Annotated in this window: 20 protein-coding genes and 1 riboswitch; of the genes, 12 read left to right on the top strand and 8 right to left on the bottom strand. The window is 33.0% G+C overall.

Annotated features, from left to right (window positions below; genetic code table 11):
* Nucleotides 1-54: 54 nt before the first annotated feature.
* Together LQ617_RS02165 and LQ617_RS02160 are read right to left on the bottom strand one after the other, a co-directional pair.
* On the bottom strand, nucleotides 55-573 hold the full coding sequence (locus LQ617_RS02165; protein ID WP_239739381.1) for a histidine phosphatase family protein: 519 nt from the start codon (nucleotides 571-573) through the stop codon (nucleotides 55-57).
* A gap of 97 nt (nucleotides 574-670) precedes the next feature.
* Complete coding sequence (locus LQ617_RS02160; RefSeq protein WP_037588003.1) at nucleotides 671-1420, bottom strand: MerR family transcriptional regulator; 750 nt, start codon at nucleotides 1418-1420, stop codon at nucleotides 671-673.
* A 137-nt stretch (nucleotides 1421-1557) separates the two neighbouring features.
* Between LQ617_RS02160 and LQ617_RS02155 the strand changes: the two genes are divergently transcribed.
* Nucleotides 1558-2136 (top strand): GNAT family N-acetyltransferase, encoded by a 579-nt coding sequence (locus tag LQ617_RS02155; RefSeq protein WP_206179450.1) that lies wholly within the window; start codon nucleotides 1558-1560, stop codon nucleotides 2134-2136.
* A gap of 411 nt (nucleotides 2137-2547) precedes the next feature.
* Here LQ617_RS02155 and LQ617_RS02150 read toward each other — a convergent pair whose 3' ends face one another.
* A complete protein-coding gene (locus tag LQ617_RS02150) occupies nucleotides 2548-2889 on the bottom strand; it encodes a hypothetical protein (protein ID WP_126477873.1) in 342 nt (113 codons plus the stop codon).
* A 272-nt stretch (nucleotides 2890-3161) separates the two neighbouring features.
* Between LQ617_RS02150 and pepF the strand changes: the two genes are divergently transcribed.
* The 6 genes from pepF (at nucleotide 3162) to lacD (ending at nucleotide 8889) form a co-directional block, all read left to right on the top strand.
* The gene (pepF, locus tag LQ617_RS02145; protein WP_107578078.1) at nucleotides 3162-4958 is read left to right on the top strand and encodes an oligoendopeptidase F; all 1797 of its coding nucleotides are present in this window, start codon (nucleotides 3162-3164) and stop codon (nucleotides 4956-4958) included.
* Between the two features lie 185 nt (nucleotides 4959-5143).
* A complete protein-coding gene (locus tag LQ617_RS02140; protein ID WP_172965063.1) occupies nucleotides 5144-5890 on the top strand; it encodes a DeoR/GlpR family DNA-binding transcription regulator in 747 nt (248 codons plus the stop codon).
* 141 nt (nucleotides 5891-6031) lie between these two features.
* Nucleotides 6032-6463: an RpiB/LacA/LacB family sugar-phosphate isomerase gene (locus LQ617_RS02135; RefSeq protein ID WP_191836583.1), complete on the top strand. Its 432-nt coding sequence runs from the start codon at nucleotides 6032-6034 to the stop codon at nucleotides 6461-6463.
* Nucleotides 6464-6475: 12 nt separating this feature from the next.
* Nucleotides 6476-7003, top strand: coding sequence for a galactose-6-phosphate isomerase subunit LacB (gene lacB, locus LQ617_RS02130; RefSeq protein ID WP_191836584.1), 528 nt, complete (start codon nucleotides 6476-6478; stop codon nucleotides 7001-7003).
* Nucleotides 7000-7950 (top strand): 1-phosphofructokinase family hexose kinase, encoded by a 951-nt coding sequence (locus tag LQ617_RS02125; RefSeq protein ID WP_239739379.1) that lies wholly within the window; start codon nucleotides 7000-7002, stop codon nucleotides 7948-7950. Before lacB ends, LQ617_RS02125 begins: the two co-directional genes overlap by 4 nt.
* Entirely contained in the window at nucleotides 7951-8889 is a 939-nt protein-coding gene (gene lacD, locus LQ617_RS02120) for a tagatose-bisphosphate aldolase (RefSeq protein ID WP_239739369.1), read from the top strand.
* A 49-nt stretch (nucleotides 8890-8938) separates the two neighbouring features.
* Here the strand turns inward: lacD and lacG are convergent, their stop codons facing one another.
* From lacG to LQ617_RS02095, 5 genes are all read right to left on the bottom strand, one after another.
* A complete protein-coding gene (gene lacG / locus LQ617_RS02115) occupies nucleotides 8939-10354 on the bottom strand; it encodes a 6-phospho-beta-galactosidase (protein WP_239739367.1) in 1416 nt (471 codons plus the stop codon).
* Nucleotides 10355-10371: 17 nt separating this feature from the next.
* Entirely contained in the window at nucleotides 10372-12063 is a 1692-nt protein-coding gene (locus tag LQ617_RS02110) for a lactose/cellobiose PTS transporter subunit IIB (protein WP_239739366.1), read from the bottom strand.
* Nucleotides 12064-12068: 5 nt separating this feature from the next.
* Complete coding sequence (locus LQ617_RS02105) at nucleotides 12069-12401, bottom strand: PTS lactose/cellobiose transporter subunit IIA (RefSeq protein WP_037588016.1); 333 nt, start codon at nucleotides 12399-12401, stop codon at nucleotides 12069-12071.
* The gene (locus LQ617_RS02100; protein ID WP_239739365.1) at nucleotides 12394-13263 is read right to left on the bottom strand and encodes a CAT RNA binding domain-containing protein; all 870 of its coding nucleotides are present in this window, start codon (nucleotides 13261-13263) and stop codon (nucleotides 12394-12396) included. The genes LQ617_RS02105 and LQ617_RS02100 overlap by 8 nt, the downstream gene beginning before the upstream one ends.
* A 258-nt stretch (nucleotides 13264-13521) precedes the next feature.
* Complete coding sequence (locus LQ617_RS02095) at nucleotides 13522-14424, bottom strand: CvfB family protein (protein ID WP_126477863.1); 903 nt, start codon at nucleotides 14422-14424, stop codon at nucleotides 13522-13524.
* A gap of 143 nt (nucleotides 14425-14567) precedes the next feature.
* Between LQ617_RS02095 and LQ617_RS02090 the strand changes: the two genes are divergently transcribed.
* From LQ617_RS02090 to dapB, 5 genes are all read left to right on the top strand, one after another.
* A complete protein-coding gene (locus LQ617_RS02090) occupies nucleotides 14568-16169 on the top strand; it encodes an ABC-F family ATP-binding cassette domain-containing protein (RefSeq protein WP_037588021.1) in 1602 nt (533 codons plus the stop codon).
* An 873-nt stretch (nucleotides 16170-17042) separates the two neighbouring features.
* Nucleotides 17043-17218, top strand: a riboswitch (Lysine riboswitch).
* An 86-nt stretch (nucleotides 17219-17304) separates the two neighbouring features.
* A complete protein-coding gene (locus LQ617_RS02085) occupies nucleotides 17305-18507 on the top strand; it encodes an aspartate kinase (protein WP_037588022.1) in 1203 nt (400 codons plus the stop codon).
* A gap of 20 nt (nucleotides 18508-18527) precedes the next feature.
* Nucleotides 18528-19514, top strand: coding sequence for an aspartate-semialdehyde dehydrogenase (locus LQ617_RS02080; protein ID WP_191836590.1), 987 nt, complete (start codon nucleotides 18528-18530; stop codon nucleotides 19512-19514).
* Nucleotides 19515-19529: 15 nt separating this feature from the next.
* Nucleotides 19530-20420: a 4-hydroxy-tetrahydrodipicolinate synthase gene (gene dapA / locus LQ617_RS02075; RefSeq protein ID WP_239739362.1), complete on the top strand. Its 891-nt coding sequence runs from the start codon at nucleotides 19530-19532 to the stop codon at nucleotides 20418-20420.
* The gene (dapB, locus tag LQ617_RS02070) at nucleotides 20417-21154 is read left to right on the top strand and encodes a 4-hydroxy-tetrahydrodipicolinate reductase (protein WP_037588027.1); all 738 of its coding nucleotides are present in this window, start codon (nucleotides 20417-20419) and stop codon (nucleotides 21152-21154) included. The genes dapA and dapB overlap by 4 nt, the downstream gene beginning before the upstream one ends.
* Nucleotide 21155: the final 1 nt, after the last annotated feature.

Below are 21155 nucleotides of genomic sequence, written 5' to 3'. Positions count from 1 at the left end.
AAGTTGAGTATATTGTCTTAGGGGACGCCTATTCTACATATATATCTAACTATTTTATATTGTTACATGTTTAACTTGTAACGCTTTATCAATTGCATATAGATCTGGATTCTTTAAAGCTTTCCATTCATCAAAGCCAAATTGTTTGTCGAAATGATTTAGTAATAATGACATGATGTTTCCATGTGTTACGATTAATGCATTTTCATTTACTGGTATTGACTTAAATACTTCTAAAATTCGCTGTTGAGCTTCTAAACTTGGTTCGCCATTATGTATACGATAATTAAAGTCACTGAAAGTCATTTTAAGCTCAGTTAGCCAATTATCTATTGGTAAGTCACTTAAAATGCGCTCATTTAAACGGATATCATAAGTTAACGGTGTTTGGTATTTTGCTAAATATGGTTTAATTGATTCATAAGTACGATTCATTTCACTGACATATATATGGTCAATATTGAGTTTAGCTAATACAGGTACTAATTGTTGTGCTGACTTAATGCCATCTGCTGTTAAAGCTGCATCAAAGTCTTGTCCATTAGCTTTGCAATGTCTTAATACATAAATCATACAATCACTCCAAATAGATTTTAGGAAAGCATATCATACATCATTATAAATAAAAACCACTATAAATCGAAATAAATACGATTTATAGTGGTTTATGCTATTGATTCATTTTGACATAACTTGCAATTGCTTTACTTGCAAATTGTGCGGTACCGTCACCAAATTTATTGATATTTTTAGTAAATCTTTCATCACTTACATACATATCACCAATACTACCAAACACTTCTAAACTATACTCGCAATCAATATTAGAATTTAAATATGTGTACCATCTTTGTACAATTGATTGAGCAATTTCTGAGTCTGGAGATTCATTTCTGTTAGCTGCAAATGCTCTAAAGATATCATTCATTTCTTCTTCTTTTGAAGCTTTTTCTTCTTTAGACCAACTATTAATACGATTGTTCGCTTTATCTACAGTTTTATTCCCCCACTTTTCACGTGCTTCATCTTCATATTCATTCTGATTAAACTCAAAGCCTATAAATTTATCTTCATTCGTCATGTTAATTTCTCCTTTCATATGTTTCGTCGTTTGATCTATCGTTTGAATCATTTGATCAATTCTTGTTCTTTTATTGATGAGCATCTTTTTATGCATATTTAATGCTTCTTCTTTATCAAACGAAGGATCATCAAGAATTTCTTTTATCTTTTTTAGAGGAAAATCAAGTTCTTTAAAAAATAAAATTTGCTGTAATCTGTCTACATTCTCGTCTGAATACAATCGATAACCAGATGATGATACATTAGACGGATTCAGTAAATTAATTTCATCATAATGGTGAAGCGTGCGCACACTTATACCCACTAATTGAGCAATTTCTTTAACAGTCATTTCCATTTACTTAACCTCCTCATAACCCTACTATAAAGTCTTACGTTACGTTAGAGTCAACTATATAATCAAAAAAATAAATAAAGTCAATTTCGTACATGTTATAATACATATAGAATATCATGTAAGTCAGGAGTTTTATAATGAATAAAGAGATACAACTTGAATTAAAATTAGAAACATCTCGTTTAATACTACTAGCTGGAGAACAAGTTTTTTCATACAAAGAAACAATAAAGGACGAAATGCTGAACTCAGTAGATACGTTAAAAGATTGGGTAGCGTTCTTCAACTATCAATTTGACGAATATAAAGTGACTGATTTTCTTAATAAATCAACTGACACACAGTATAACAAAGAATATTTTAGATACTTTATCTTTGAAAAAGACACGATGCAATTTGTAGGATCAGTTGTCCTTCAAGATATCGATCTAAGATTACCATCATGTGAAATTGGTTATTGGGCAGTCAATTCAGGTTTAGGCAAAGGTTATATAACAGAAGCTATTCAATATATTACGCAACATGTTATAGAAAACCATGGCTTTGTAAGAATAGAAGCATACATAGATGTTAAAAATACAAGAAGTATTAATACCATTGAAAGATGTGGATATGAACGAGAAGGAACATTAAAGAACTCAGATTTAAGCGCAGACCAACAAAGTATTATTAACGAAGCACTCTATGCAATCACTACACCTGTTTATTTTAAATAAAGAAAGATCGAGCGACTGGGATATATAAGAAATATCTCAGTCGTTATTTGCAAGTTTGGTGAGAAGTGCAAATACTGGTGTCGTTATTAGCAAGTTTGGCAAGAAGTGCAAATACTGAGGTCGTTATTAGCAGTTTTGGTAAGAAGTGCAAATACTGGTGTTGTTATTAGCAGTTTTGGCAAGAAGTGCAAATAACGAGTGTGTTAGTAACACTTCGGCCTAGTTTTGTAACTATAGCGGTCCATAATAACAGTTCAACCGAGTTTTGTAAATAACGCCCCCGTTACGAACAAGTTTGGCGAAAAGTGTTCACAAGAGCCCCGTTACGAACAAGTTTGGTCAGAAGTGTTCCTAACGCCCGACTAAGCAATCAAAAAACGACTAAGATATAGAACTATCTTAGTCGTTTCACTATTTATTACGTCTTTTTAATTCATTAAATTGACGTTCATCTTCTATTGTTTCATCTTGACTATGTTTTTCAGCTAATCTTTTTTGATTCTTTCTCATTAAGTACCATGTTAATAAGCATACAAATAAACTTACGATTGCCATAAATGCTGCATAGCCTAATAATGGTTCGTATGTAATATCATAAAAATTAGGTAATATAAATGCGATCATACCTAATACGACAAATGTCAAAATTGCACTGATGACGTGTTTTTTAAGTATTAATGATGATAATACAGAAAAAACAATAACGACGACAAATGAAATCCATAAGTAGTTTGGGAAATCAAAAATGTTCAAGATGCACGCCTCCTTTATCTAGTTGTACTGGTCTATACCCCTTTTATTTATGTTTAATTACGATATAGATAGAAATTTGATTATATCATATAAATTTAAATGTACATTTGCAATTTTGTTTAAATTTTACGGACATTAGCGCACAAATGTGACCATGATGCGCGAGATGAATTGTTCGAATAATCCGTTGTATCATATGACGTAGAAGATGTTTATATGTATAATATGTACATAAGTACATAAATAAGTAAATTTTAAAAAAGGGTGATTTGATGGGACAATTATTAAGAAGCGAAGTTCCAGTTCAAGAAACATGGGATCTTTCAAGTTTGTATCAAGACAATGATGCATTTTATAGTGCATTAAAAGAATTAGTTGAGAACGTTACAGCATTTAATGAAAAATATGTGAATCAGTTAAATGAAATATCAACGATTGAATCTGCTTTACGTGAACAAGCTGACCTTATTGTAAGTATTATTCACTTAAGTACATATGCAGAATTACTTTATTCGACTGATACGACAGATGAACAAAGTCAAAAAGTAGCTGCACAATTTTCTACTACATATGGAAAAGTAGCTGGTTTATTGTCATTTGTAGAGTCAGAAATTTTGCAATTAGATGATGAAGCATTCAATGCTTTAATTAAACAATCTGAGTATCCTAAATATTTAACATTGTTAAAACGTCAAAAAGAACATACATTACATCCTGAAGTAGAAAAAGCGTTAGCAACCTTCTCACCTACTTTTGGTGCGCCGTATGAATTATATGGTATTACGAAGATGTTAGATATTGAGTTTGGTACTTTTGAAGCGAATGGAGAAGAAATACCTTTAGATTATGTATCATTTGAAGGTGATTACGAAGTTGACTCTAATACGGAAGTTAGACGCAATGCATTTAAGAAATTTAGTGATGCGTTACGCCGTTATGAAAATACAACTGCAGCAACATACAACGCTCATGTTCAAAAAGAAAAAATTGAATCTGAATTACGTGGTTACGATTCTGTAATTGATTTCTTATTAGAATCACAAGATGTAACGAGAGAAATGTATGATCGTCAAATTGATGTTATTTCAGAAGAATTAGCACCACATATGAGAAGATATGCGCAATTACTTAAACGTACAAATAATCTAGATAAATTGAAATTTGAAGATTTACGTATATCATTAGACCCTACTTATGAACCAGATGTATCAATTGAAGGCTCTAAAGAATATATTAAAGAAGCATTAAGTGTACTTGGTGAAGATTATATGCAAATGGTCAATGATAGTTATGATAAACGCTGGATTGACTTCCCTCAAAACAAAGGGAAACAAACAGGTGCTTATTGTGCAAGCCCATACGGTGTTAATCCATTCATATTTATTTCATGGACAAGTAAAATGACTGAAGTATTTGTATTAGCACATGAACTTGGTCATGCAGGACACTTTAATTTAGCAAATGCACATCAAAATGTATATCAAGCTGATTGTTCAATGTACTTTGTTGAAGCACCATCAACAATGAACGAAATGTTAATGGCTAATAGTTTATTGAAAAAATCAGATGATCCGAAATTTAAACGTTGGGTTATTAGTTCAATTATTTCAAGAACGTATTATCATAATATGGTGACACATTTATTAGAAGCTAAATATCAAAGAGAAGTTTATAGACACGTTGATAAAGGTGAAGCACTCACTGCCCCACTTTTAAATAGTATTAAGAAACAAGTTATTTCTGATTTCTGGGGAGACGAAGTTGAAATAACTGAAGGTGCAGAATTAACATGGATGCGCCAACCGCATTATTATATGGGCTTATATCCTTATACGTATTCAGCAGGTTTAACAATCGGAACTGCTATGAGTCAAAGAATTGAAAAAGAAGGACAACCTGCTGTTGAAGATTGGTTAAATGTCTTAAAAGCTGGTGGCTCTAAATCTCCTGTTGAACTTGCTCAAATGGCAGGAATTGATATTACGACAGATAAACCACTTAAAGAAACAATCGCGTATATCGGTCACTTAATCGACGAGCTTGAATCACTAACAAACGAAATTGAATAATATCTTATCTAATATTAATGTAGAGACTGGTACATCTTATGGTGTGTGAGTCTCTATATTTTTATATAAACATACCTTATTAAATAACCGCATTATATATTATTCTAATTTTAATATTATTTGTGTTACAATATAATCAAACAAATTCGAACTTATTAAAAAGTTAATATATAGGAGGATCACAAGTGAAATTAAAAGTTGATAGGCACCGTTTTATAATGGATGAACTTAAAAATAATATGTCTGTGAAAGTATCTTCCCTTTCAGAGAAGATGAACGTTGCTGAAATGACAATTAGAAGAGATTTACAAGAACTAGAAAACAATGGTTTGTTAAATAGAATTCATGGTGGCGCTAAATTAATTGAAGATAATTTATATAATGAAAAGTCACATAAAGAAAAGCAAACTATTAATGTATCTAATAAAATGAAAATTGCTCAAAAGTGTGGAGAACTCATTCATAATGAAGATATTATATTTATCGGTTCAGGTTCTACAAATGAACTTATATTTGATTTTATAAAAGACAAGAACTTAAGCATATTTACGAATTCGCTTGATATATTCTTACAATATAAAGATTTATCAAACATTGATGTATTACTCGTAGGTGGTCGATTCAGATCTAAAACGGGTACATTTATCGGACACTTTGCGAATAAAATGATGGAAGACTTTCATGTAGCAAAAGCATTTGTCGGAGTTAACGGTATATATGGTCAAAAATTAACAACTGCTAATGAAGAAGAAGGTAAAGGTATTCATATCATTTTAGAAAATGCAAAGCTTAAATACATCACAGCAGACAGTACAAAATTCGGTGTTCAAGCATTATATAACTTCTATAATATTAACGATGTCGATGCTGTTATATCAGATGATGATGTAAGTGAAGAAATATTAAACACATATCCAAACAAGATTAAATAGTTATCAAAATGAATATTAAAAGAAACGCAATATAGAATAGCATATCGCTATTTTATATTGCGTTTTTTATTGACAGAAAGTATGTTTGATTTTATATTATAATTAACAAAAACGAACAATTACAAACATAGGAGGAAGTATATGAAAGTTTTTATTAATTGTATTCGTAAATCTAGCCCTTTAAAAGACAAGATTATTCAGGAACTATCTCATTCTAACATTGAATGGATCGATTTGTATGATGAAACACTTGAAGATGATGTGTTTGCAGTAACTGTAAATACTATAGAAAAAGTTAAAAATAATGAAGATGCTAAAGCTTTAATCATTGATGATTATGGCATTGCACCATTCATTATTGCGAACAAACATAAAAATATAATCGCTGCTTCAGTTTCAGATGACCGTTCTGCTTATATGACAGCACGTCACAACAATACAAAAATTATGATTCTTGCTTCTGAAATCGTTGGCCCTACTCTAGCGGTTAATTGCGCTAAAGCATTTGGAGAATCATCTTATGATGCTGGCCGACATCAAATCAGAATAGATATGTTAAATAGTTTGTGTTAAGGAGGAAGTTAAATGAAGATAGCTATTGGATGCGATCATATCGTTACGGATGAAAAAATCAAAGTATCAGATTTTATTAAAAGTATTGGTCATGAAGTGATAGATGTTGGAACTTATGATCATCAAAGAACACACTACCCTATTTATGGTGTAAATGTCGCAAAAGCTGTTACAGAAGGAAAAGCTGCCTTAGGTGTTGTACTTTGTGGTACAGGTGTAGGTATTAGTGTTTCAGCAAATAAAGTGCCTAATGCGAGAGTTGCACTCGTACGAGACATTACAAGTGCTCGTTTAGCGAAAGAGAAATATAATTGCAATATTATTGGTGTTGGTGGAACAATTTCAGGCATTGATTTAATAACTGATATCGTTGAAACCTTTATAAATGCTGAGTATATCCAAACAACGGAATCAGATCAATTAATAGAACGCATGAATCAATTGTTAACAGACGACCAAGCTCATTATGATTCCAATCAGTTTAACAAATATATTGATAAATGGAATAAAGGAGAATATGTGGATGAGGTGAAACATTGAAATTATTAACAATTACATTAAATACTTCAGTGGATATCGCCTATCAACTAGATTATTTTGAATTGAACCAAACGAACCGGGTTAAAAATGTTATTAAAACAGCTGGTGGCAAAGGATTGAATGTTACGAGAGTGGCAAACATTTTAGGTATTGATCATTTAGCTACTGGCATTATCGGCGGAACTACAGGCACTTTTATTAAGTGTGATTTAGATAAAGATCATATTAAACATGATTTTTATGAAACAAATATTGAATCGAGACAGTGTATAGCGATTTTAAATGGAGCACATCAAACAGAATTACTTGAACCAGGAGATCCAATTACGCAAGAAGATATTCAGGCATTTATTCAACATGTGACTGAACTTATTCAAGCGCACGACATTATTGCGATATCAGGTAGTGCTTTACCAGGCATGAATGTTGAAACTTATCAAATGCTTATTGATATTGCTGCTAGATACGGTAAGAAAGTATTGTTGGATGTTAATGGTCATACTTTAAAAGATTTTCTAAATCATGAAGGTCAAAGCTTACCTTATTTAATTAAACCTAATATCGAGGAACTAAATCAGCTATTTAATGTGAAAGATCATGATAATCATCAAGAGATTATCGAAGCATTGAAATCCCCTCTTTTAAGCCAAATTCCATGTGTGATGATTTCACTTGGTTCTAATGGTGCACTTTATAAATATCAGCATCAAATTTATAAAGTAAATATTCCTAAAATTAAAGCTGTTAACGCAGTTGGTTCTGGTGATAGTTCTATAGCAGGCTTTAGTTATGGACTCATACATAAACAAGATGTTCACTATGCTGTTAAATCAGCCATGGCTGCTGGAATTGCGAATGCTTTAGAACAGAAAACAGGATTCTTAACGAAAGAGAATTTTGAGTATTATTTATCAAAAATAAAAATTGAACAATTGGAGTGTTTTTAAATGGTTAAAAATTTATCAAAGCTCACAAACGATTTAGGACAAATTGCTGCACTTGCCATTGATCAACGCGGTGCATTAAAGAAAATGCTTGGTGAAAATGTAGCATCAGAAACGATAGAAGATTTTAAAGTCCAAATTTCTAAGACATTAACGAAATTTTCTTCAAGTATATTATTAGATCCTGAGTATGGATTACCCGCTTCAAAAGAAAGACATCCTAACTGCGGTTTAATCTTAGCTTACGAAAAGACAGGCTATGATAAAGCAACACCAGGTCGATTACCCGATTTATTAAATACATGGTCTGTACATGCACTGAAAGAACAAGGTGCAGACGCCATTAAATTACTCGTATATTTTGATATTGATGAATCACAAGAAATCAACGCACAAAAAGAAGCATTTGTAGAAAGAGTCGGTGCTGAGTGTGTCGCATTGGATATTCCATTTTTCTTAGAAATCGTATCATATGACGCAACAAATGATGATAATTTAAGCGAAACATACGCAAAAGTTAAACCTCATAAAGTTATTGAAGCAATGAAATTATTCTCAGAAGACCGATTTAAAGTAGACGTATTAAAAGTGGAAGTGCCAGTTAATATGAATTTTGTAGAAGGATTTGGCGATCATCCAGTATATACGAAAGCACAAGCTAGGCAGTATTTCTTAGAACAATCAGATGCAACACATTTACCATTTATCTTTTTAAGTGCAGGCGTATCACCTACTTTATTCCAAGAAACATTGAAATTTGCTTATGAATCAAAATCTAAATTTAACGGTGTATTATGTGGAAGAGCAACATGGGCAGGTGCAACTCAAGCATATGTTAAAGATGGTGAACAAGGATGCAAAGCTTGGTTAAATGATGAAGGTATTAGTAATATACAAAATTTAAATAAAGTGATTGAACAATATGCAACAGCTATAAGTTAATTAAATACCCCGCTTCTATTTATTCTAGAAGCGGGGTTTAGTTTGCTTTTTATTTTGTTTTATTCTCTAATGACTCAGATAGTGCTTTATACCATAGTGCACTTTTCTTGATATATCTTTTTTGTGTTTCAAAGTCTATATAGAATAATCCGTATCGCTTATTATAACCATTAGACCAACTAAACATATCTTGCAATGACCAAACAAAATAACCTGTTACATTAGCACCATCTTTAATCGCATCACTAATGCTTTCTAAATGTGTAGCTATATAGTCTATACGTGGTTGATCATCGATGATTGTTTGTTCATCTATAAATTGATCTTTATACCCTAGTCCATTCTCAGTGATCAGCAGCTTTTTATAATTTGGATAGTCTGCTTTAATACGCATAATCATATCATATAAACCTTTAGGATAAATATACCAATCCCAGTCAGTCGTTGGAACGTCATGGTTTTTAACAATTTCAGCTATTTGTTTAAGTCTAAAAATCGAACTACCTTTGTCCCCTGTACCATTATGATGTATTAAGCTATCCGCTTCGTTTGCTTTCACCCAATTACTTTGATAATAATTGATGCCTAAGAAATCTTGTAACTGACTAGCTTCTTTAATGATTGCCATTTCCGATTCTGTTATATCTAATGAACCATCATATATATTAAGTAAATGATTAATTACATCCATTTTCTCACTAGAATATGCGCCTAAAAATGTACCATCTAATAAAAATCCATTGATAAATGTATCTTGTACTTTAGCAGCGTTCACATTTTCTGGTTGTTCATCAATTGGATAAATTTGAGTTAAAGCATGTATAATACCGATTTCTCCGTCATAACCTTTCTCTTTATAGAGTTTAACTACTTTACTATGCGCAACAATAAGATTATGTTGAGCTTGGAGACACTTGACGACTTGATATTGTTCACCAGGTGGAAACGCGCCTGTTACATATTGACCTAAAGTATATGCGATAGGTTCGTTAATCGTCATCCAATATTGAACATCATCTTTAAATGTCTCAAAGCAATATGCTGCATAGTTCTCAAAATGTGTGATGTTCTTCTTACATAACCAATCCCCTTGTTTGAATAGTTCTTCAGGCGTATCAAAATGATGTAATGTCACATATGGTTCAATATTATATTTTCGACACGTCGCAAATACATTTTTATAATATGTTACCCCTTTTTGATTAACATCCCCATATCCTTTTGGAAATATGCGAGACCAAGCAATAGAAATTCTTAACGCTTTAACACCATGTTCTGAAGCTAATTTAATATCTTCTTCATATCGATTGTAAAAATCGCTTGCTGGATCTGGGCTGAATCTTCCTTGTTTCTCTAAAAATTCATCCCAAAGCACACGTCCCTTTCCATCTACTTTGCTTGACCCTTCTACTTGATATGCTGCAGTTGCAGCGCCTAGTACAAAAGTTTTTGGTAATTCTAACATGCTTATACTCCTTTAGTTTATTTTTCTTCTGATAGTAGTTTGTATATCTTCTCTATTGCCGCTTCTCCATCTCTTGTAAGTGCAATATATTCTTTACCTGTTGTTGTCATAAGAAGAGCATTATGTTGATCAGTATATTTCTTCATTTCATTTTTCATTGAATCCATTTGAGGGGCTAATATAACAATGTTCATATCTTTAATTAAATCCATATCTTGACCATATGCTCTCGCAGTAGCATTTAAATGAATGTTTTGTTCTTTAGCAGCTTTGTTTAACGAATTAGCGAGTATACCACTTGTACCACCACCAGCACATACGACTAATACGTTGACGTGATCTTTAATGTCATATTGAACTTTAGTATCAGTAGTTTCTACCTGACTATTTTCGTTTGACTCTACGTTTGATTGAGGCTGCACAATATTTTGACTTTCAATCGTACCGCGTTCTTCACTCACTTTAATGCGATCATATGCTTTAATAAATGGCATCCAAATCACAAAATCGAGTATCATGATAACGGCAATTAATAATAATGATAATGGCGCGAAGTTAGATGCCATATAAATACCTATAGGTCCTGGTGTCGGCCATGGTAAGAAATGCATGAAACCATTCATACCTAAATTCTCTACGAAGAATTTCAATACCCATGAGTTAAGAATTGGTGTCACAATAAAAGGTATCATGAATACAGGGTTTAAAATAATTGGCGCACCAAATAGTAAAGGTTCATTTACAGCAAACGTTGTAGGAATAAATGACGCTTTACCAACAGCTTTAAGTTCTTTAGACTTACACAAGAATATAAATATATATGGAACTAAGAATGTGGCACCTGTACCTCCAATCAGTGCTACAAAGTCTTGCGTACTTTGTGTTAATGCAATATGTGCATGTTGACCTTCTCTAAATAATCTTAAGTTTTCAACTTGGTTGTTATACATAATCGCAATAACAGCAGGACCTACTACAGATGGTCCATGTACACCTATAAACCAGAAGAATGCAATAAATCCGAATATAATCGCAAACCCTAAGTAACCATTTGCAGCAGTAAACAGTGGTGACAGTATAATTGTCGCCAATTCTGCTAAGTTACCATTGGCAATTTGACGAATCGCGATATCGATAATCCAGAATAAACCGACAGAAGCGGCAAACGGGATCATATCTTTAAACGCTTGTGCGATATTACCGGGTACTTGAGGTGGCATCTTGATTGTGATATTTCTACCAATAAAGAATTTATAAATGTTTGGTATTACAAATGCTACAATAAATGACGCGATAAGTCCTTTAGTACCAAGCATGTCAATACTTATACCGTCTTTAACGGGGTTCATCGCTACAATTAGTAATGAAGATTCAGCAGCTACGAATGTTGAAATGACATTGATTTGGTTCGTTTTAGGTAATTTTAAGTTTTTATTGTCAGTTAATGATTTCGTAACGGTTCCTGCCATATAAAGTGCTAACATACCCATCGTGAATTGATAAACTTTCATAATGGTTGTTTCGATATTTTTTGGCCAATGGAATCCCCACACGTTTGGTACGTAAGCAACTAAAATAAATAATGATGAAAATAAAATAACTGGCATTAATGCAACGAAGCCATCTCTAATTGCTGTTAAGTATGGATTAGAAGCCACTTTTTCAAAAAATGGTTTCATCTTTTCAATAAATTTAATTATCTTATTCACATGTATCACCCATTTTGTTTTAAAGTTTGAAGTTGTTCATAAATATCAATGATGTAATTTACAGAATCACGTAATGCCATCGTTGTCATTAAGTGATCTTGACCGTGTACCATAATAAAACTTAATTCAGATGATTCACCACTTGCTTCTTGAGCTAAACATTGGGTTTGTTCTTTATGTGCTTCCGTTATATATGTATTTGCACTTTCAATATGACTACGCGCTTCTTCGAATAGTCCATTTTTAGCTTTTTCCATAGCTGCCATAACTTCTCTTCTTGCATCCCCAGCTATCGCAACAATAGTGAAACCTACCATCATATTTTCTTCTCTACTCATCTCTTGTTGTGCCTCCTTTTTGTGATGATAATATGCGTTCTATATGCAATTGAAAATAGAACAAGTGATGTTGATTAATAACAATATTGAACTTTCTTGATATGGCATGATATAAGTCTTTTGCATACAAATAAGAATTTGGATAGTGTGTTTTTAAATGCTGTTGGAATGATATATCAATTTGTTGAGATAAGTCTTCAGAATAATCAAGAATGTGTTCTGTTAAATACTTTAAGTGCTGGATGAATCTATCATAATAATATTCATTGGACTTATTCCGAGTGATACCAATTTGATTTAAGCAATTGATTAAATCGTTCAGTTGAATATTTTTATTCTTATAAGCAGTTTGATTTTCGATACCCTCAGGTTGCTCAGCATTGATAAAATGTAATGCTAGATTATTGGCTTCATATGCTGGGAAAGAAATATTTAAATTTCGTTTAATAATCGTCAATGCGTATAAACTAGATTCAAATGCACGAGGATGAATGCTTTTAACATCAATAGAAAATGTCTGTATCTTTTGATTGTTTTGATGAATATTAACAGCGTGATGCAAATGGTGTGTTAACGTGACATAAATATAATCTTGAAACGTAAAATCAAATTTATGTTGAACATCATTTATGATTTCACAACATGTCGTAATAATAGGTACGGGTACATCATTAATTAAAGACTGTAAATGAAATCTCACTTCTTGATTATCGAGTCTAAAGATTTTCTCGGGTGTTTGATGAGATAAGAAATCACCTTTCTTTTTTGAGAACACGATTCCTTTCCCCATAGCGATAACTTCTTCACCATTTTCAGTGATGGCAATAGCAACATTATTGTTAAGGACTTGTTTGATTATCATAGGCAGCAATACCTCCAATCATTTGAAATAAAAAATACCACAAGACTTAGAGGTGATTGATGCACCTCAAGAATTGTGGTTTTCGCCTAATTGAATAGTCACGATCCAAATATTTAATTGTTTATTAATGTTCGATATTGTTACATTTATAATTTACAACGCTTTTTAAATTATGTCAATATTGTAATTAAATGGCATATAATCGTAATAAAAAAACCAAACTTAACTTCATTTAGAAGTGTCAGTTTGGTTTTATGATTAGTCTTCTTTTTTAACTTGAGCCCAACCTTTTTTAGTGATGGTAATTTTACCAGTCTCGATCGTGATCAATTTTTGTTTATATAATCTACCGATAGCACGTTTGAAACTTGCTTTACTCATATTAAAGACTTCTTTAATCGCTTCTGGGTTTGATTTATCCCAGAATGGTAATTCTCCGTCATATTCTACAAGTAAATCAAATATTACTTGACCATCTTCATCAAGTCTTTCATGTGCCAATGGTAAGAATGAACCATTTAATTCACCGTTTTCTTTTACGCCGATGATTCTAACGTCCATTTCTTCGCCTAGTCTTGGTTCATGTTTACGTTCTGATTCGTGTACAAATATTTTATAACCTTCTTCAGATAATAGGAAAGTACCTACTCTTAATAAGCGATATGGTCTTGCTGTTACATGTTGATGTAATAAAGATTCTTCAGCTGATTTGTACATCGTATCGACGATTGTTTCTGTTGCTAATCTCGCAAACATTTGACTATTACTATCTATTCTAAGTGTACAGAATATCATGTCACCGTTTTGTGGCCATAGTTCTTTAACTTTAGGTAGATCTTCCCATGGAATGAGTACTTCTCTAGGTAATCCTACATCTACTGCAGCACCATCACGGTCTACTCTCAATACTTTTACCCAATCATAACGGTCTTTTGTAATAGTTGGCATGTTTTGTGTAGCAAATAATTCTCCAGATCGGCTTGGATATACAAAGAAACTATAATCTTCACCGATTTCTAATTGATCGTCATCTTCGACTTCTGAAGCATTCATTTTAATAGGTTCGCTATTTGGTCCAAGTAAATGATAAGTTGAACCTTCCAATCTATCCACTTTTAAAAAGTCTATGCGACCTACAAGCGTATCTTTTTCGTGTGCCATGTCATTCTCCATTCATATGTTTTTCGTTTATTCATTATAACATGCATTTTGCTTCGTGTAACGACTGTTCAAACTCTTGCCCATTTTTGTTTTATTTATGATATAATTCATCGGTAGAAGTATTAATGAAAAGGAGTCATTTAATGTTACAAGTTACGAATGTAAGTTTACGTTTCGGTGATCGTAAGCTTTTTGAAGATGTAAATATTAAGTTCACACCAGGTAACTGTTACGGACTTATCGGTGCTAATGGAGCTGGGAAATCAACGTTCTTAAAAGTATTATCAGGCGAATTAGATTCTCAATCAGGTCACGTTTCACTTGGTAAAGATGAACGTTTAGCAGTATTAAAACAGGATCACTTTGCGCACGAAGATGAAAAAGTGATAGATGTTGTATTAAAAGGTCATGAAAAATTATGGCAAGTTATGACTGAGAAAAACGAAATTTATATGAAACCAGATTTCTCAGATGAAGATGGTATGCGTGCAGCAGAACTTGAAGGTGAGTTTGCGGAAATGAACGGATGGAATGCAGAAGCGGATGCATCTGTTTTACTTTCAGGTTTAGGTATTAAAGACGAATTACATGACAAAATGATGTCTGAATTAGAAAACAACCAAAAAGTAAAAGTACTTCTTGCTCAAAGTTTATTCGGTGAGCCAGATGTTCTATTACTCGATGAGCCTACAAACGGTTTAGATATTAAAGCGATTGCTTGGTTAGAAGATTTCTTAATTAATTTTGAGAATACAGTTATCGTCGTATCACATGATAGACATTTCTTAAACAATGTATGTACACATATAGCTGACTTAGACTACGGCAAAATCAAACTATTTGTCGGAAACTATGACTTCTGGTATCAATCAAGTCAACTTGCTACTCAAATGGCTCAAGATCAAAACAAGAAAAAAGAAGAACGTATTAAAGAATTACAAGACTTTATCGCAAGATTTAGTGCGAATGCTTCTAAATCTAAACAAGCAACAAGCCGTAAGAAAATGCTTGAAAAAATTGAACTCGATGATATTCAACCATCATCAAGACGTTATCCATTCGTTAATTTCACAATTGAACGAGAAATCGGTAACGACTTATTACAAGTTCAAGGTGTTTCAAAAACAATTGACGGTCAAAAAGTATTAAATAACGTTTCATTTACAATGAATCCTAATGATAAAGCTGTATTAATCGGAGAAAGTGAGATTGCTAAAACTACCCTACTTCGTATTTTAGCTGGTGAAATTGAACCAGATGAAGGAACAGTTAAATGGGGCGTTACAACTACACAATCATACTTGCCAAAAGATAACTCAGATTATTTTGAAGGTATTGAAATGAACTTAGTTGACTGGTTAAGACAGTATGCACCACCAGAAGAACAAACAGAAACATTCTTAAGAGGATTCCTTGGACGTATGTTATTTAGTGGTGAAGAAGTTAAGAAAAAAGCAAGTGTCCTTTCAGGTGGAGAAAAAGTGAGATGTATGTTAAGTAAAATGATGTTATCAAACTCTAACGTATTATTACTAGATGAACCAACAAACCACTTAGACTTAGAAAGTATCACTGCAGTCAATGATGGATTGAAGAACTTCAAAGGATCATTAATTTTTACTTCATATGACTTTGAATTTATCAATACAATCGCTAACCGCGTAATTGAAATCAAAGAAGACGGCGCAATTTCTAAAGAAATCAGTTATGAAGAGTACTTGAGAGATCAAGGTGTTTATAACTAATTAGCATATATGGAACTGAGACATGAGGACATGTCTCAGTTTTTTTGTTTTTGGGGAAAATGAGGGGGTGATGAGTTGTTTTTGGTGTTCAATGTTGCAAGTGAGCGTCAACTAGCAATGTTCAGGCGTTCAATGTTGCAAGTGAGGTTTGACTAGCAATGTTCAGGTGTTCAATGTTGCAAGTGAGGGCCGACTAGCAATGTTCAGGCGTTCAATGTTGCAAGTGAGAGTCCACTAGCAATGTTCAGGCGTTCAATGTTGCAAGTGAGCGCCGACTAGCAATGCTCAGGTGTTCAATGTTGCAAGTGAGCGCCGACTAGCAATGTTCGAGAGTTCAATGTTGCAAGACAGAGCAAACAAGCAACATAGATATCCTCTATTTATCAAGACATGCCAAACAAGATAAATACTGCCTCTCTATTTATCAAGACTGACCAAACAAGATAAATACACCCCCTCTATTTATCAAGACTGACCAAACAAGATAAATACAGCCCTTCTATTTATCAAGACATGCCAAACAAGATAAATACAGCCCTTCTATTTATCAAGACATGCCAAACAAGATAAATACACCCCCTCTATTTATCAAGACATGCCAAACAAGATAAATACACCCCCTCTATTTATCAAGACATGCCAAACAAGATAAATACATCTCCACTTTTTATAAATACACCACCCATTTCTTACCAACCCCACCCCATTCCTAAAAACTCCCTCCATCTCCTCCACACTCATCTAAAATGAATATGAATGAATATTAATATTCTAAAAGGATCAACCAAATAGTAAGAACTTTTTGAAATTATCAGTTTTCTCTCTTTACATCAATATTCTTTGTATGTATAATGAATGCATACCAATTGAATATGTTTTTGATGAGGCGCATCAATCATTAGTAACTCCCCTATTGGACTGCAATCTTAAAGGAGTGAAAGGGTGCGATGCCGAAACATTATATTTTTGCAGAAATATGGTGTTGGACATTTAGGTTAAGAGCTAGTTGTCTGTCATTATCTTAAGAATAATGGAGTGCATCACTTGTATATATAAATTAAAACAAGTTCGAATGCCGAACTTGTTTTTTTATTTATATTACAGCGTTCGTCTCCGATTTATAGGAGGAATTATTTTGAGTCAGAGTGTTTTAAAATTTGGCGGTACGTCCGTTGGTGATTTTGACAAAATTAAAAATATCGCACATATGTTGAAATCACGTGTTGATAATGGAGAACAATTAGTAGTGGTTGTGAGTGCTATGGGTAAGACGACAGATTCTTTACTTGAAAATATTAGCTCACTTACGACGCAACCTAAAGATGAGCATTTAGCGATGCTTTTAACGACGGGTGAACAACAAACCATTTCATACTTATCAATGGTATTGAATGATATTGGTGTTCAAACGAAAGCAATGACAGGTTATCAAGCTGGTATCAAGACGATTGGTCATCATCTGAAAAGTAAAATTGCAGAAATTGATGCACTACGTTTTGAAGAAGCTTTTGAAACAAATGACATTCTTGTCGTTGCAGGATTTCAAGGTGTAAATGATCATCTGGAAATTACGACTTTAGGACGCGGCGGTTCTGATACAACTGCAGTAGCCATTGCAGCAAGTATAGATACATCTTGTGAAATATATACAGATGTTGATGGTGTATATGGAACAGACCCTAGAATCTATAAAGAAGCAAAGTTACTCAATGAAGTTTCATATGAAGAAATGATGGAAATGAGTGCTTTAGGTGCTGGCGTATTAGAATCTAGAAGTGTCGAAATTGCAAAAAATTATAACATACCATTATATCTTGGTAGAACATTATCAAACGTGAAAGGAACATGGATTATGCCACAAACAGAGATATTAGAGAAAAAAGCAGTTACAGGAGTCGCACTTGATACACATATGATTCATGTTACTTTAACTTATCCGATGCAAAATTTTGCATTATTACAGAAATTATTTGATTCATTAGAAGCACAATCAATGAATGTTGATATGATATCTCAAATTGAAAATCAACAAGGATTACAGCTTTCGTTTACGATTAAAGATTCAGACGTATATCAAATCGAACAAATCATTGAACAACTTACTGAGGAATACCCTCACTTACGTTACAAAATGAGAGATAACTACGCTAAACTTTCAGTAATCGGAACTGGCATGAGAGATATGTCAGGAATAGCTTCAAAAGCATTCCGCACTTTAATTAGTCATGACATCAACTTCTATCAAACAACAACTTCTGAAATTAGTATTTCTTATGTTGTTGATCGTGAATTAGGAGAAACTGCCGTTCGAACTTTAAGTGAAGCATTTAATATATAATGAATGATGGAGTGAACAAAATGACAAAATTAGCAGTTGTAGGCGCAACAGGTTTAGTAGGAGAAAAAGTATTAGAAGTATTAGATAGAAGAAATGTACCATTTGATGAACTTGTATTATTTTCATCACCTAGATCAGCAGGTAAACAAATCGAATTCCAAGGAAAAACTTATACTGTTGAAGCATTGACAGAAGAGAAAACAGATGGCAATTTCGATTACGTTATTATGAGTGCTGGTGGCGGTACAAGCGAGAAATTCGCCCCACTATTTGAAAAACATGGTGCAATTGTAATCGATAATTCTAGTCAATGGCGTATGCATGAAGATATTGATTTAATCGTTCCGGAAGTGAATGTACCAAAATTAAATCGTAAAATTATTGCAAACCCTAACTGTTCAACAATTCAATCAGTTGTACCTTTAAAACCTTTATTAGATCAATTTGGATTGAAACGTGTTGCTTATACAACATATCAAGCTGTATCAGGATCTGGTTTAGCAGGTCGCGAAGATTTAGCTAATGGTGAAAAAGGAGAAGCACCAAAGAACTACCCTCACCCAATTTATAATAATGTGTTACCACATATAGATGTATTTTTAGAAGATGGTTATACAAAAGAAGAACAAAAAATGATCGACGAAACTAGAAAAATCTTAGATCAACCTTCTTTAAATGTAACAGCAACTTGTGTACGTGTACCTGTTCAAGACAGCCACAGTGTGCATATAAACGTAACTTTAGATAAAGAAGCGACTGTTGAAGATATTCGTAACTTATTTAATGAAGATGACCGTGTTGTCTTAGTAGATAACGTAGAAAATAATGAATATCCATTAGCGATTCATTCTACTGGTAAAGATGAAGTATTCGTTGGAAGAATTCGTAAAGATGATTCTTTAGACAATACATTCCACATCTGGTGTACTTCAGATAATTTATTAAAAGGTGCAAGTTTAAATGCCGTTCAAGTGCTAGAACAAGTATTAGAATTAAATAAAAAATAACGAGGAGTGTTCAGTATGTCACATATTTTTAACGGTGTGGGCGTTGCCCTTACGACACCATTCACAAATGAGGATGTAGACTACGAAGCCTTTGAAAATCATATAGAATTTTTAATAGATAATGGTGTTAAAAGTATTATTATTAACGGAACAACAGCAGAAAATCCTACCCTTACAACAGAAGAAAGAAATACGTTATTAGAATGTGGGATTAAAAAAGTAAATGGCCGTGTTCCAGTTATAGCAGGTACAGGTACAAACAATACGCAAGCTTCTATCGATGCTTCCATAAAAGCTAAAGAATTAGGTGCTGATGCGATTATGTTAATCACACCTTATTACAACAAGACGAGTCAACGTGGATTAATCGCGCATTTTACAAAAATTGCGGATGAAGTTGCATTACCTGTTGTACTTTATAATGTCCCATCAAGAACAAATATGACGATAGATATTGAAACGGTGCTTAAACTAAGTGAAAATCCATACATCGTAGCTTTAAAAGATGCGACTGGAGATTTAGAATATGCAAAAACTTTAAAACAACAATTACCAAGTGACTTTGCATTATATAGTGGTAACGATGACAATATGTTGGATTACTATCAATTAGGTGGAGCGGGATTAATTTCAGTTGTAGCAAATGCTATACCACAAGAAACACAACAATTATATGATTATGTCGTTAATGATCAATTAGAACAAGCAAACACTTTAAATCGTGATATTACCGAATTACTTGATCATTTAAGTGTAGATGTTAATCCAGTGCCGATTAAGTTATTAACGTCTGAATTAGGTTTCGGTCATTATGAAGTAAGATTACCGCTTGTTACATTGGAAGAACAAGAAAGAAACGTTTTAAGTGAAGCATTTACTAAGTTTAAAGATGGTGTAAAACAATGAAGATATTATTAATCGGATATGGCGCAATGAATGAACGCGTCGCAAGATTAGCAGAAGAAAGAGACAATGAAATTGTTGGTGTTGTCGTAAAGGATTCAACGAAATCTTATCCCTACCCTGCTTTTGAATCTATTTCAGAAGCACCAGAAGCGGATGTGGCGATAGACTTTTCAAATCCTGAATTATTATTGCCATTATTAGAAGAAGACTTTACATTACCTTTAGTTATCGCAACAACTGGTGAAAAAGAACAAATCATAGAAAAGTTAAAAGAAAAATCTCAGAACATGCCTGTATTTTTCAGCGCAAATATGAGTTATGGCGTGCATATACTCAAAGAAATTATTCAATATGCTGTACCATTATTGGAAGACTTTGATATTGAAATGTTAGAAAAGCATCATAATAAGAAAGTCGATGCACCAAGTGGTACACTAGTTCAATTATATGACGCGATTAAAGAAAAAAGAGCACAATCAGTACCAGTTTATGATAGACATGAATCAACTACTAAACGTGAACCTGCAGAAATTGGCATTAGTTCACAACGTGGTGGTACAATTGTTGGAGAACATCAAGTATTATTTGCTGGCCATGACGAAACGATTGAAATCACACATCGTGCGCAGTCTAAAGATATCTTCGCTAATGGCGCAATTAATGTAGCAGATGTTCTAGTTAATAAAGAAAACGGATATTACACATACAATAATTTAAATGAGGAGAGAATTTAAC

The sequence above is a fragment of the Mammaliicoccus sp. P-M59 genome (assembly GCF_022386135.1).
Taxonomy (GTDB): domain Bacteria; phylum Bacillota; class Bacilli; order Staphylococcales; family Staphylococcaceae; genus Mammaliicoccus; species Mammaliicoccus sciuri_A.
This window is presented reverse-complemented; position numbering and strand designations above follow the sequence as displayed.

Excerpts from the sequence above, each read along its gene's own strand:
- LQ617_RS02165 (WP_239739381.1), bottom strand. The coding sequence starts at position 573 with ATGATTTATGTATTAAGACATTGCAAAGCTAATGGACAAGACTTTGAT.
- LQ617_RS02160 (WP_037588003.1), bottom strand. The coding sequence starts at position 1,420 with ATGGAAATGACTGTTAAAGAAATTGCTCAATTAGTGGGTATAAGTGTG.
- LQ617_RS02155 (WP_206179450.1), top strand. The coding sequence starts at position 1,558 with ATGAATAAAGAGATACAACTTGAATTAAAATTAGAAACATCTCGTTTA.
- pepF (WP_107578078.1), top strand. The coding sequence starts at position 3,162 with ATGGGACAATTATTAAGAAGCGAAGTTCCAGTTCAAGAAACATGGGAT.
- LQ617_RS02135 (WP_191836583.1), top strand. The coding sequence starts at position 6,032 with ATGAAAGTTTTTATTAATTGTATTCGTAAATCTAGCCCTTTAAAAGAC.
- lacB (WP_191836584.1), top strand. The coding sequence starts at position 6,476 with ATGAAGATAGCTATTGGATGCGATCATATCGTTACGGATGAAAAAATC.
- lacD (WP_239739369.1), top strand. The coding sequence starts at position 7,951 with ATGGTTAAAAATTTATCAAAGCTCACAAACGATTTAGGACAAATTGCT.
- lacG (WP_239739367.1), bottom strand. The coding sequence starts at position 10,354 with ATGTTAGAATTACCAAAAACTTTTGTACTAGGCGCTGCAACTGCAGCA.
- LQ617_RS02105 (WP_037588016.1), bottom strand. The coding sequence starts at position 12,401 with ATGAGTAGAGAAGAAAATATGATGGTAGGTTTCACTATTGTTGCGATA.
- LQ617_RS02100 (WP_239739365.1), bottom strand. The coding sequence starts at position 13,263 with ATGATAATCAAACAAGTCCTTAACAATAATGTTGCTATTGCCATCACT.
- LQ617_RS02095 (WP_126477863.1), bottom strand. The coding sequence starts at position 14,424 with ATGGCACACGAAAAAGATACGCTTGTAGGTCGCATAGACTTTTTAAAA.
- LQ617_RS02090 (WP_037588021.1), top strand. The coding sequence starts at position 14,568 with ATGTTACAAGTTACGAATGTAAGTTTACGTTTCGGTGATCGTAAGCTT.
- LQ617_RS02080 (WP_191836590.1), top strand. The coding sequence starts at position 18,528 with ATGACAAAATTAGCAGTTGTAGGCGCAACAGGTTTAGTAGGAGAAAAA.
- dapA (WP_239739362.1), top strand. The coding sequence starts at position 19,530 with ATGTCACATATTTTTAACGGTGTGGGCGTTGCCCTTACGACACCATTC.
- dapB (WP_037588027.1), top strand. The coding sequence starts at position 20,417 with ATGAAGATATTATTAATCGGATATGGCGCAATGAATGAACGCGTCGCA.